Source organism: Mangrovimonas futianensis, assembly GCF_021245805.1.
Lineage (GTDB): Bacteria > Bacteroidota > Bacteroidia > Flavobacteriales > Flavobacteriaceae > Mangrovimonas > Mangrovimonas futianensis.
Genome location: NZ_JAJJNF010000002.1, coordinates 71402 through 84052, shown reverse-complemented (window position 1 = coordinate 84052; position 12651 = coordinate 71402). Strand labels below are relative to the sequence as shown.

Genomic DNA, 12651 nt, shown 5'->3' with positions numbered 1-12651 from the left:
TTGGGTTTGTTAGCAAATGAAACCATTTAATCAGCGTCAGTCATTCTAAAATCCCATATTTTATCAGCTTATTTCTCTAAAAATCATTAATTTCGCACGTCGATTTGAATACATGTAACAATGAGTAAGAAATTCCCTGAATATAAAGGCCTTGACTTGCCAAATGTGGCTAGTGAAATCCTTGATTATTGGAAAGAAAATAACATATTCGAAAAGAGTGTCACCACACGAGAAAACGCTAAGCCATTTGTGTTTTTTGAGGGTCCACCGTCAGCTAATGGCTTGCCTGGTGTTCACCATGTTTTGGCACGAGCTATCAAAGATATATTCCCTCGATACAAAACCATGAAGGGATTCCAAGTAAAGCGTAAAGCTGGTTGGGATACACATGGTTTGCCTATTGAGTTGGGTGTTGAAAAGGAGCTGGGAATTACTAAAGAGGATATCGGTAAAACCATTTCTGTTGAGGATTATAATGCTGCCTGTAGAAAAGCTGTAATGCGTTATACTGATGTTTGGAATGACCTTACAGAAAAAATGGGGTATTGGGTTGATATGGATGATCCATACATCACCTATGAGCCCAAGTATATGGAAAGTGTTTGGTGGTTGTTGAAGCAAATTTATGACAAAAACTTATTGTATAAAGGCTATACCATTCAACCCTATTCGCCAAAGGCAGGAACGGGTCTAAGTTCACACGAATTAAACCAACCAGGAACCTATCAGGATGTTACTGATACAACAGTAGTGGCTCAATTTAAAGCTAAACCAGAAAGCTTACCTGATTTTCTTCAGGGAGAAGGGGACATTCATTTCCTAGCATGGACTACAACACCTTGGACGTTACCAAGTAATACAGCTTTAACTGTAGGGCCAAAAATAGATTATGTATTGGTCGAAAGTTTTAACCAATATACTTTTGAGCCAATAAAGGTGGTTTTAGGGAAGCCTTTAGTTAACAAGCAGTTCTCTGGTAAGTTTTTTGAGGCTGAATCGGCCGAAGATATTGCCAATTATACCCAAGAAGATAAAAAGATCCCTTTCCGCATTCTTAAAGAATTTAAAGGGAGTGATTTGGTAGGAATCAAATATGAGCAATTGTTGGCCTATGCCCTACCTTTTGAAAATCCAGAAAATGCGTTTAGGGTGATTTCTGGAGATTTCGTAACTACCGAGGATGGTACTGGAATTGTGCATACGGCGCCTACTTTTGGTGCAGATGATGCCTTAGTTGCCAAACAAGCGACCCCAGAGGTACCTCCTATGTTGGTCAAGGATGAAAATGACAATTTAGTTCCATTGGTGGATTTACAGGGTAAATTCCGTCCTGAAATGGGCGAATTTGCTGGTCAATATGTGAAGAACGAGTATTATGCAGATGGAGAGGCTCCAGAAAAATCTGTTGATGTTGAGTTGGCCATCAAATTGAAAATTGAAAATAAAGCCTTTAAGGTTGAAAAATATAAGCACAGTTACCCGAATTGTTGGAGAACTGATAAACCTATTTTGTATTATCCATTAGATTCTTGGTTTATCAAGGTGACTGATGTGAAAGAACGTATGGTAGCCTTAAACAATACCATTAACTGGAAACCTAAGGCTACAGGAACAGGGCGTTTTGGAAATTGGTTAGCCAATGCCAATGATTGGAACCTGTCGCGTTCGCGTTACTGGGGTATTCCTTTGCCTATCTGGAGAACTGAAGATGGAAGAGAAGAGTTGTGTATAGGTTCGGTTGAAGAATTAAAGTCGGAAATGACCAAAGCCATCGAAGCGGGAGTTCTGGATCAAGATATTTTTGCCGACTTTGAAGTGGGGAATATGACTGATGACAATTATGACAAATTAGATTTACATAAAAATATTGTTGATCAGATTACTTTGGTGTCCCCTTCAGGGAAACCGATGAAAAGAGAAAGTGACTTGATTGATGTTTGGTTTGATTCTGGTTCCATGCCATATGCACAGTGGCATTATCCGTTTGAGAATAAAGAGAAAATAGATGGTCATACTTCTTATCCGGCCGATTTTATTGCCGAAGGAGTTGATCAAACCAGAGGTTGGTTCTATACATTACATGCTATTGGAACTATGGTGTTTGATTCGGTAGCTTATAAAAATGTGGTATCAAACGGACTGGTTCTTGATAAAAACGGACAGAAAATGTCCAAGCGTTTGGGGAATGCCGTTGATCCTTTTGAAACACTTTCCACTTACGGGGCAGATGCTACCCGTTGGTATATGATTAGTAATGCCAACCCGTGGGACAATCTTAAATTTGATATAGAAGGAATTGAAGAGGTGAAACGTAAGTTCTTTGGAACCCTTTATAACACCTATTCGTTCTTTTCTTTATATACCAATTTAGACAATTTTACTTATAGTGAGGCGGATTTGCCTTTGGAAGAACGCCCAGAACTGGATCGATGGATTTTATCGGAATTGCATACTTTAATTCAAAAGGTGGATGCGTTTTATGCCGATTATGAGCCTACCAAGGCGGCTAGAGCTATTTCAGATTTTACTCAGGAATACCTGAGTAATTGGTATGTAAGGTTAAGTAGAAGGCGTTTCTGGAAAGGAGATTATGAAACAGATAAGATCTCTGCTTACCAGACACTTTATACTTGTATGGTGACTTTGGCTAAGTTGGGAGCTCCTGTTGCTCCATTCTTTATGGATAGGCTATATCAAGACTTGAATGGTGTGACCCAAAAGGAACCATTTGAAAGTTTACATTTAGCGGAGTTTCCACAGTTTGATGAGGTGTTTGTTGACAAGGAATTGGAACGCAAAATGGAAGCTGCACAAACTATTTCTTCATTGGTACTTTCTTTAAGAGCCAAAGAGAAAATCAAGGTACGTCAACCATTGCAAAAGATTATGGTTCCCATAGATAGCCAACGACAAAAAGAAGAAATCTTGGCAGTTGGGGATTTGATTAAAAGAGAAGTTAATATCAAAGAAATAGACCTTCTGGAAGATGCTTCTGATATTTTGGTTAAGAATATCAAGCCAAACTTTAAAGCTTTGGGGCCTAAATATGGTAAGGATATGAAGTCTATAGCGGCTAAAGTGGCTCAATTTAATGCGGATGACATCAAAAAAATAGAGCAAAATGGCGAAATTGACGTTGATATTAACGGAAAAAATATTACTTTAGGCAGCGATGATTTTGAAATAACGTCACAAGATATTGAGGGTTGGTTGGTTGCCAACCAGGGTTCATTAACCGTTGCCCTTGATGTTACCATTAATGAAGATTTACGTGAAGAAGGTATTGCCCGTGAGTTGGTAAACCGAATCCAAAACCTCCGTAAAGATTCAGGATTTGAAGTAACCGATCGTATTGATGTTTCCCTGCAATGGGAAGAAAACATTGAAAAGGCAGTCGCTTCAAATATGGAATATATAAAAGAAGAAACACTAACTGAAGAACTTGAAATTTTAGATCAAGTGAATGATGGTATAGAAATTGCTTTCGACGAAATAAATACCAAGTTGTTCATACAAAAACATTAAGATTATGTCAGTAGATGCAAACGTAAGATACTCAGATAAGGATTTAGCAGAATTCAAAGCCATAATACAAGAGAAAATTGAAAAGGCCAAACATGATTTGGAGCTGATTAAGAGCGCTTATATGAATGATTTGAATAATGGTACAGATGATACATCTCCAACATTTAAAGCCTTTGAAGAGGGAAGCGAAACCATGAGTAAGGAAGCCAACTCCCAATTGGCCATTCGTCAAGAGAAGTTTATTAGAGATTTAAAGAATGCCTTGATTCGAATTGAAAACAAGACCTATGGTATTTGTCGTGTTACTGGAAAACTAATAAGCAAAGAACGCTTGAAATTGGTACCTCATGCAACTTTAAGCATTGAAGCCAAAAACATGCAATAAAAAATACATTTAAAAGATCTAAAGCGCTTCAAATTTATATTGAAGCGCTTTTTGTTTTATGAAGATTCATGTTAGCTGTTTTTTAATGTTGTTGGGAACTCTATTTGCGTTCTCTCAAAAGGTCACGCATAAAACCTTTGATGACGATTTGGTGGCATTTTTGCAAATAGATTGCGACCAGTGTTTTCGAATAAACTTGGAAAACACCAAACAAGATGGGATAGAAATTCAAATGGCTGTTGAGGGGGAATATAGCGAACAGGTCATTTTGTTGACGGAATCGAATTTGGATAGCTTAAAGATTTCTACGGCATTCCAACCTATCTTTAAAGCTCCAGACGATAAATTGGCAGCTCATAAAGCTCTTTCTATTGTTTTACATGTTAAGGTTCCCAACGATAAAGTTGTATCTGTAAGAAGTGATTTGGCCTCAATTATGGTGCGAGGGCAATATCATAAGCTAAGAGTAGAATTAAAGCAGGGGCATTTTGATGGCTGGTTGCACCGCCCTAATATTACAGTGCATACCCTTCAAGGTGATATAAATTTAGTGACCGATCAAGGAAATACCCAGCTCATTTCCAAAAATGGAAGCGTCTCTAAAGAAACTTTAGGTGCGGGTTCTAATGATATTGAGTTGAGGACTATTAACGGAAACATTCGGTTGCGTAAAACTGAAGAATAATTTTCTATTTTTGCTATTCAAATACGCTGCATGTCCTTAAAAAAATCCCTTGTTTTTATCATTCTTATTTTATTGGTAGACCAGATTAGTAAAATATATATAAAGACCCATTTTGTCTTAGGGGAAGATGTAGCAATTTTCAAATGGTTTAAGATTTATTTTGTGGAAAATGACGGGATGGCATGGGGAACCAAAATAAGTGACTTTATTCCTTTTATGTCTGATCGGGTAGCCAAGTTATCCTTAACTATTTTTAGAATCGTTGCCATTTTAGGTATAGGCTATTGGCTTTATGATGTTACCAGAAAAAGGACCTCTAAAATTATGATTTTGGCGGTGGCCTTAATATTTGCAGGGGCATTGGGGAATATTCTGGATTCTGTTTTTTATGGAATTTTGTTTAGTGATAGTTATGGCCAAGTAGCTACCTTTTTACCACAAGAGGGAGGCTATGAATCCATGTTTCATGGGAAGGTGGTTGACATGCTTTATTTTCCTATTTGGAAAGGTTATTTGCCAGAATGGATTCCTTATTATGGCGGTCAATTCTTTACATTTTTTGAACCTGTTTTTAACGTAGCCGATGTAGCCATCAGCACAGGTTTTGGGATGCTAATTGTATTTAACCGACAGGCTTTTTCAAAGAATTAAATTCTTCAAGAAAAACTACTTTTTTTATACGTCGTCCTTTCTACTTTCAAACTTCTTCATTACACTATCTATCGTTACACCAAATTTTACGGAAAAACCCGTAATAGGAACTAGGTATTTCATCGAAAAGAGTAAAAAATACGTAGAACTACGTACATTCAGGAGAATGTAAAATTGTTAGTTTTGTCATCCCAAAGATTTTTGATCTTACCTATGAACACCCACGCTAGCACCTAACATTGTTGGGTGCTAGGGGTTATCAAATTGTTACCCCTTAATAATTTTTTAACTAAATTAATTTTTTTAAAAAGCATATACCTTATCCGGGGTGACACAATAATCCAAATTGATATCATTAGCGAATCGTTCTGCTATATGGTCTTCAGGCTCAAAAAAGGACAGTCCTATTTTTATGGTATCAGGTCCGCAATCTGCAAGAAATCGATCGTAAAATCCTTTCCCATAGCCTATTCTATGCCCTTCTTTGTCAAATGCCATTAAAGGAACGAATACCACCTCTAATTTGGAAGAAGGAATAGGAATTCCGTCAACAGGCTCTGGTATGTTATAGGAATTTTTTTTAAGAACTGTGGCATCTGTCAATAGGTAATGAGTCATGGTTCCTGTTTCAAAATCACTTTTGGAAAGGACGATGTTTTTGTCTTTTCCCGAGAGAATATGAATGATATCGTTTGTATGAACTTCTTTTTGTTCAACTATGGATAGGAAAATGTGATAAAAGCTGTGATTCCAAATATCCATGGTCAACAGTCTATTTGCAATTTGAAGGCTAAGATTCAGGATATCATCTTCACTTAGGGTATTTCGTTTGGCCTTGTAGGCTTTCCTCAATTCCTGTTTGGTCATTTTAATTTGGTAGTAATATGAAACAAAGCATCTCCTTGGTAAACGATAGGGGATTCATTCACATTGATAATGTATCCCGAATTAAAGGCCTTGACGGGATGTATAAATTTTCCGTAAGGATCTGTTATGTGACCTAAAACATCTCCTTTGGATACCAAGCTATTGACAGTGATGATAGCCTTGAACATGCCAGAAAAATTGGCTCTTTGCCACCTGCTTGTCAAAATGAAAACGGGCTTCTTCCTTGGGCGTGTTACTTTGAATTTAGTTGACAGCATGTCCAAATGCTTTAGCGTACGCTTAATTCCCTCTACAGCTGTCGCTGATATTTGAGGGTCTATATGGTTAGATTTACCTCCCTCAAACAACAACATTGGGATGCCTAACTTGCTGGTCACATTTCGAAATGATTTCTTGATGTTTTTGGAGTATAGCACAAATGGCGCATTAAAAACCTGAGCCAAATGGTCTAATTCGGGGTCGTTTTTGACAATTCTGATTTGTGGTGCATTAAAGCGGCCTGCTCCCCCTGTATGGAAGTCCATAATGAAATCAACATCAGGGATGACCTCATTCACTAATTTATAAGCAACCCTGCTCGCTAATGAGCCCTTTTTAGTTCCTGGAAATACACGGTTCAAATCACGGCCATCGGGAAATTCCCTAGTTAGGTTAATAAACCCAAATACATTAATTACCGGAAGGCAAATAATAGTTCCTCGTTTGGGTTTGTTAATGCCTAAGGAAATAATTTGTCTTACAATTTCAACTCCATTAACTTCATCACCATGTAAACCGCCTGTAATCAAAACAACAGGTCCGGGTTTTTTAGAGCGTTCAATAATCACAGGGACATCCACACTGGAAGAGGTATGCAAATTGGCCACATCAAAGCGCAATTCACATCGTTCGCCTTCACGAATCTCCTTTCCTAAGACATGAATGGATGTTTTCTGTGAGTCGGTCATTATTTGTTTCTTTCTATGTAGGTAAGTATAGCTCTAGCAATGTTACGTCCCGTAGCCTTTTCTATGCCTTCTAAACCAGGAGTTGAATTGACTTCTAGTAAGAGAGGACCTCTAGCAGATTGTAGCATATCCACCCCACAAACAGGCAATTTCAATGCTCTTGCCGCTCCCATGGCTAATTTTAGTTCTGAATCACTTAGCTTTATCAAGGAAGCTGATCCGCCACGATGTAAATTGGAGCGAAATTCACCTTCTTTACTCTGTCTTTTCATGGCGCCTACTACTTGACCATCAACCACCAGCGCTCTTAAGTCAGCCCCTTTCGCTTCCTTAATGAATTCCTGAACGATAACCCTAGCTTGCAAACCATTAAAGGCTTCTAATACAGATTCGGCTGCGTTTTTGGTTTCAGCCAAAACCACGCCCAATCCTTGGGTACCTTCCAGAAGCTTTATAATAACTGGTGTTCCTCCTACATGTTCAATGACTTCCTCAACATCTCGTGAATAGTTGGTGAAAACCGTTTTAGGCATACCAATCCCGGCTTTACTTAGGCGTTGTAGGCTTCTTAGTTTATCTCGAGAGCGAATGATAGCATCAGAAGTGGCTGTTGTAAAGACTCCCATCATTTCAAATTGTCTTACAACGGCGCAACCGTAAAAGGTAACCGATGTCCCAATTCTGGGGATGATGGCATCCACATAATCCAGATATCTGTTTTTGTAATAGATGGTGGGTTTTTCCTTTTCGATAATAATATCGCATTTCAAAGGGTCGATCACTTCTACTTCGTGACCTCTTTTAAAGCCTTCTTCAATTAGGCGTTCTGTTGAATACAGGTTGGTGTTTCTAGACAGAATGACAATGTTCATGGGCACATTGGTTTTGGGATAGGTTTTGTTGACTTACATCAACCAAAAATTTTTTGTTTAAAAATTGCCTTCCAAGCAAAACGGGAAACTTCATATCATCCCGCGTGCTTAAAGTTAAATTAATTGTATAGGTTTTACCAAATAATATGATACTGGATTTTACTTTAAATCGATTTTCCTTAAATCCATTACTGCTTTTTACATCCGTTTTAGAGTAGGAATCAAATGTTACTTGTTTCCCACTAAAGTTGGGGTGACCAGCACTGTAAAAGGTGCAGTAAAGCTTTTGGTCCTTTTCTTCTATTTGCGAACAATGGATCGCAGAAGTGTAAGCTCCTGTATCAATTTTTACATCCACTTGAAACAATCCTAGCTTAGGGAAGTCTGCTACGTCTGTCCTACCAATTATTTTCTTCTCCATCTCTTAGGGTTTTAAAAAGTGGCACAATGTAAGGAATATGATGCTTCAAAAAGCTTAAATTTACATTAAATTTCAATGCATTGATAGATATATCTGTAACTTTGGGAAAATGGCCGACACATCGCTCGAAATTCAATTGAAAACGCTTCCGGATTTACCGGGAGTTTACCAATATTTTGATAAGGACGGTAAGATTCTTTACGTAGGAAAGGCTAAAAACCTAAAGAAACGGGTTTCTTCCTATTTCAACAAACATCATGATTATGGCAAGACAAGAGTACTTGTCAAAAAGATTGCCAACATTAAGCATATTGTTGTTGACACGGAAACCGATGCGCTTTTGTTGGAAAACAATCTCATCAAAAAGTATCAGCCACGGTATAATGTCATGCTCAAGGATGACAAATCCTACCCATGGATTTGTGTTAAAAAAGAGCGATTCCCAAGAGTTTTTAGTACTAGAAGGGTCATCAGGGATGGTAGTGAGTATTTTGGTCCTTATACCAGTATGAAAACCGTTTCCACTTTGTTGGAGTTGATTCGAGGACTTTTTCTGTTACGCACGTGCAATTATGACCTTTCCCAAGATAAAATTGAGGCAGATAAATATAAAGTTTGCTTAGAGTATCATTTGGGCAATTGCAAGGGACCTTGTGAAGGTTTGGAAACTGAAGTGGCTTATCATGAAAATATTAACTCGATAAAAGAAATTTTAAAGGGGAACTTTAAAGATTCTCTGAATCAGTTTAAGTCTCAGATGAAAGCCTATGCCGAGGAAATGCGTTTTGAGGAAGCGCAAAAAATAAAGGAAAAAATAGAGGTGCTAGAAAATTACCAATCTAAATCTACTATTGTAAATCCGAAAATTAGCAATGTAGATGTCTTTTCCATTGTGAGTGATGAGAGCTTTGGGTATGTAAATTTTTTGCAATTGTCTTATGGCTCCATCATTAGATCTCATACACTTGAAATCAAGAAAAAACTTGAGGAAACTGACCATGAGTTGTTGGAGTTAGCCATCACAGAACTAAGACAGCGGTTTCATTCCAAATCAAAAGAGATATATGTGCCATTTGATGTTGAAGTGGGAGGAGGAATAAAAATAACAGTCCCCAAGTTGGGTGATAAAAAACACCTTTTGGATTTATCAACCCGCAATGCTAAATACTATCGATTGGAACGATTAAAACAGGTGAAGATTACAGATCCAGATAGACACGCCAATCGCATTATGGCCCAAATGAAGGCTGACTTAAGATTAAAAAGAGAGCCTAGGCATATTGAGTGTTTTGATAATAGTAACATTCAAGGAACGAATCCTGTGGCTGCATGTGTGGTATTTAAGGATGGTAAACCTAGTAAAAAAGATTACAGGCATTTCAATATAAAAACAGTTGAAGGACCCGATGATTTTGCTTCTATGGAAGAAGTTGTATATCGCCGGTACAAACGTTTGCTGGAAGAAGAGCAACCTTTACCCCAGTTGATCATAATTGATGGGGGCAAGGGACAATTGTCTTCGGCTTTAAAGAGCTTGGATGTTTTGGGTTTGAGAGGTAAGATTGCGATAATCGGAATTGCTAAACGTTTGGAAGAATTATTTTATCCAAATGACCCAATTCCCTTATATTTAGATAAGAAAAGTGAAACCTTAAAAGTCATTCAGCAACTCAGGAATGAAGCACATCGATTTGGGATTGAACACCATCGGAATAGACGAAGCAAAACAGCATTGAATACCGAGTTAGAAACCATTCCCGGTGTAGGAGAAAAAACCATAGTTGAGTTATTAAAAAAGTTTAAGTCGGTAAGAAGGATATCCCACGCGAAATTGGATGAGTTGGAAGCGGTAGTTGGGAAATCTAGAGCCGAAAAAATATATAAATACTATCATAATTAATGAAAAGCCCCATTGTTTTTCTGTTGCTTTTGTTATTCGTAACATCTTCTGCTTTTTCACAGGCTAGAACTGATGATGAGGTCAAGGTGGGACTCGTTTTAAGTGGTGGTGGAGCCAAGGGGTTGGCACATATAGGTGCTCTTAAGGTTATAGATAGCTTGGGGATTCGGATTGATTATGTAGCTGGAACTAGTATGGGAGCTATTGTTGGTGCCTTATATGCTTCTGGTTATTCAGGAAAAGCTCTAGACTCCATTTTTCGGGATGTCGATTTTGATAAAATTATAAATGATGAGTTACCTCGGGCATCTAAAACATTCTACGAGCGGGACAACTCAGAGAAATATGCCATTACCCTTCCCTTTGATAATTATAAAATCAACTTACCATCAGCTCTATCAAGAGGGCAAAATACGTTGAGTTTATTGTCACAGTTGACATTGCACACCTGTGATGTTGATCAATTTGATCAATTGGATATTCCTTTTTTCTGTGTGGCTACCAACGTAGAAACTGGGGAGCCGGTGATTTTAGATAAAGGCAGTTTACCACTATCTATTGCGGCAAGTGGCGCTTTCCCGTCATTATTTCAACCCGTCATTATTGATGATCAAGTTTTGATTGATGGAGGTGTGGTCAATAATTATCCCATTGATGAGCTGAAAGCCAAAGGTATGGATGTGATTATAGGGGTAGATGTACAAGACGGTTTGGCTGATAGAGACCAATTAAAATCAGCCTTGTCCATTCTTTTGCAGATCAATAATTATCGTACCATCAATGACATGAAGGGAAAGATTGGACGGACTGATATATATATCAAACCAGATATTGAAGACTTTACCGTCATGTCTTTTGACGATGGGAATGAAATTATAACACAAGGGGAAATTGCAGCCAAAAAACTGGCAGATACACTTAGTCATTTGGCTGGAAAGCAAACAAAAAAACCAAGGGAAAGATTAACGATAAAACCCATTGATAGTTTGCGAATCAACTCCATTATTGTTTCTGGTACTGAAAAATATACAAGTAGCTATGTCATTGGTAAATTAAAATTCAAGGCTCAGAGCGAAATTTCTTATGAAGATTTGGTGACAGGCGTTAATAATTTGGCAGCCACAAATAACTTCCAGAGTGTGATTAATCGCTTAAAGTCGTCCAAATATCAAAAAGGCTATGATTTGTATATTCATGTAAAAGAAAGTCAGCTTAAAACCTATCTCAGATTCGGGTTGCATTATGATGAATTGTACAAATCGGCTGCTTTGTTGAATGTTACCAGGAAATCGGTTTTGTTTAAGAATGACATTGCCACCTTGGATGTAGGCTTAGGAGATAATATTAGGTACAATTTTGAATACTTTATTGATAAAGGATTTTATTGGAGTATCGGATTAAAGTCTAGGTTTAATCAATTCCAAAAGAATGTTTCATCTCGGTTGATAGATCCTTATCAAGCAGTTCAGCCCTTCAATAGTATCAATAAGTTTGATGTAGAGTTACAGGATTTTACAAATCAGTTTTATTTTCAAACCTTGTTTCGCCGTGATTTTGCCCTCATTTTAGGAGCAGAACATAAACATTTAAAAATTCACTCAGAGACTGTGGCCTCTGGAGATGATGAAGGAGAGACCCTATTTGAGAATAGTAATTATTTGAGTGTATTTGGGAAGTTGAAATTGGATACTTTTGATAACAAATACTTCCCTAATCAAGGTTTTTATGTGGATGGGGATTTTCACCTGTATTTGTATTCATCTGATTTTAATGGTGATTTCACCGAATATTCCATCGCTAAGGGAACCTTTGGATATGCTAAGAATATCACTAAAAACTTTACCGGGAATATTTCATTTCAAGGAGGGTTCCGAATAGGTGAAAATGAAAATCCGTATCTCGATTTTGTACTTGGTGGTTATGGAAATGACTTTATCAATAATTTTGAAGCATTTTATGGCTATGATTTCATGAGTATTCCAGGTGATAGTTATATCAAAGGGCTAGTAACCTTGGATTATGAGATTTTCAAAAAGAACCACATCAATGTATCGGCCAACTTCGCCAATGTAGGCGATAACATTTTCACGAATGGAGAATGGGTAACTACTCCAAACTTTTCTGGCTATGCTCTAGGCTATTCCTTGGAAACCTTTATTGGCCCCATTGAGGCAAAAATGACTTACTCACCAGAACTTAAAGAGAGTATTTGGTTTTTCAATGTGGGATTTTGGTTCTAATTATTCATTATTTGTGATTTTTTTTGTCATATTTGCAAAATATGAAGCTTTTTTGGACCTATTTGTTACTTCATCTACATTTTCTTATCAAGAGAAACCCTGAATAAGGCTACATATTTTGTATCTTTAGAAGCCTA

The 12651-nt window shown here is 37.5% G+C and carries 10 protein-coding genes; 6 read left to right on the top strand and 4 right to left on the bottom strand.

Annotated features, from left to right (window positions below):
• Positions 1 to 120: 120 nt before the first annotated feature.
• From ileS to LOK78_RS03155, 4 genes are read left to right on the top strand one after another with little or no spacing between them, the layout of a single operon-like run.
• Positions 121 to 3525 (top strand): isoleucine--tRNA ligase, encoded by a 3405-nt coding sequence (gene ileS, locus LOK78_RS03170; RefSeq protein WP_232633571.1) that lies wholly within the window; start codon positions 121 to 123, stop codon positions 3523 to 3525.
• Between the two features lie 4 nt (positions 3526 to 3529).
• Entirely contained in the window at positions 3530 to 3910 is a 381-nt protein-coding gene (locus LOK78_RS03165; RefSeq protein ID WP_053970983.1) for a TraR/DksA family transcriptional regulator, read from the top strand.
• 58 nt (positions 3911 to 3968) lie between these two features.
• Complete coding sequence (locus LOK78_RS03160) at positions 3969 to 4595, top strand: DUF4097 family beta strand repeat-containing protein (protein ID WP_232633570.1); 627 nt, start codon at positions 3969 to 3971, stop codon at positions 4593 to 4595.
• A 30-nt stretch (positions 4596 to 4625) separates the two neighbouring features.
• Positions 4626 to 5246: a lipoprotein signal peptidase gene (locus tag LOK78_RS03155; protein ID WP_166957104.1), complete on the top strand. Its 621-nt coding sequence runs from the start codon at positions 4626 to 4628 to the stop codon at positions 5244 to 5246.
• Positions 5247 to 5549: 303 nt separating this feature from the next.
• On the opposite strand, the gene LOK78_RS03150 is transcribed toward LOK78_RS03155, so the two are convergent.
• The 4 genes from LOK78_RS03150 to LOK78_RS03135 are packed head-to-tail and all read right to left on the bottom strand — an operon-like array spanning position 5550 to position 8374.
• Complete coding sequence (locus tag LOK78_RS03150; RefSeq protein WP_232633569.1) at positions 5550 to 6113, bottom strand: 5-formyltetrahydrofolate cyclo-ligase; 564 nt, start codon at positions 6111 to 6113, stop codon at positions 5550 to 5552.
• Positions 6110 to 7081, bottom strand: a complete 972-nt coding sequence (locus LOK78_RS03145) for a succinylglutamate desuccinylase/aspartoacylase family protein (RefSeq protein WP_232633568.1) — start codon at positions 7079 to 7081, stop codon at positions 6110 to 6112. Before LOK78_RS03145 ends, LOK78_RS03150 begins: the two co-directional genes overlap by 4 nt.
• Positions 7081 to 7953, bottom strand: a complete 873-nt coding sequence (gene rimK / locus LOK78_RS03140) for a 30S ribosomal protein S6--L-glutamate ligase (protein ID WP_053970989.1) — start codon at positions 7951 to 7953, stop codon at positions 7081 to 7083. Before rimK ends, LOK78_RS03145 begins: the two co-directional genes overlap by 1 nt.
• A complete protein-coding gene (locus LOK78_RS03135; protein ID WP_232393796.1) occupies positions 7931 to 8374 on the bottom strand; it encodes an ATP-dependent zinc protease family protein in 444 nt (147 codons plus the stop codon). Before LOK78_RS03135 ends, rimK begins: the two co-directional genes overlap by 23 nt.
• A 109-nt stretch (positions 8375 to 8483) precedes the next feature.
• Between LOK78_RS03135 and uvrC the strand changes: the two genes are divergently transcribed.
• Together uvrC and LOK78_RS03125 are read left to right on the top strand one after the other, a co-directional pair.
• Positions 8484 to 10274: an excinuclease ABC subunit UvrC gene (gene uvrC, locus LOK78_RS03130; RefSeq protein WP_232393797.1), complete on the top strand. Its 1791-nt coding sequence runs from the start codon at positions 8484 to 8486 to the stop codon at positions 10272 to 10274.
• Positions 10274 to 12514, top strand: a complete 2241-nt coding sequence (locus LOK78_RS03125) for a patatin-like phospholipase family protein (protein WP_166957114.1) — start codon at positions 10274 to 10276, stop codon at positions 12512 to 12514. The genes uvrC and LOK78_RS03125 overlap by 1 nt, the downstream gene beginning before the upstream one ends.
• Positions 12515 to 12651: the final 137 nt, after the last annotated feature.

Bases quoted from the DNA above. Each gene is read 5' to 3' on its own strand.
- ileS (WP_232633571.1), top strand. From the start codon at position 121: ATGAGTAAGAAATTCCCTGAATATAAAGGCCTTGACTTGCCAAATGTG.
- LOK78_RS03125 (WP_166957114.1), top strand. From the start codon at position 10,274: ATGAAAAGCCCCATTGTTTTTCTGTTGCTTTTGTTATTCGTAACATCT.
- LOK78_RS03160 (WP_232633570.1), top strand. From the start codon at position 3,969: ATGAAGATTCATGTTAGCTGTTTTTTAATGTTGTTGGGAACTCTATTT.
- LOK78_RS03135 (WP_232393796.1), bottom strand. From the start codon at position 8,374: ATGGAGAAGAAAATAATTGGTAGGACAGACGTAGCAGACTTCCCTAAG.
- LOK78_RS03165 (WP_053970983.1), top strand. From the start codon at position 3,530: ATGTCAGTAGATGCAAACGTAAGATACTCAGATAAGGATTTAGCAGAA.
- uvrC (WP_232393797.1), top strand. From the start codon at position 8,484: ATGGCCGACACATCGCTCGAAATTCAATTGAAAACGCTTCCGGATTTA.
- LOK78_RS03145 (WP_232633568.1), bottom strand. From the start codon at position 7,081: ATGACCGACTCACAGAAAACATCCATTCATGTCTTAGGAAAGGAGATT.
- LOK78_RS03150 (WP_232633569.1), bottom strand. From the start codon at position 6,113: ATGACCAAACAGGAATTGAGGAAAGCCTACAAGGCCAAACGAAATACC.
- LOK78_RS03155 (WP_166957104.1), top strand. From the start codon at position 4,626: ATGTCCTTAAAAAAATCCCTTGTTTTTATCATTCTTATTTTATTGGTA.
- rimK (WP_053970989.1), bottom strand. From the start codon at position 7,953: ATGAACATTGTCATTCTGTCTAGAAACACCAACCTGTATTCAACAGAA.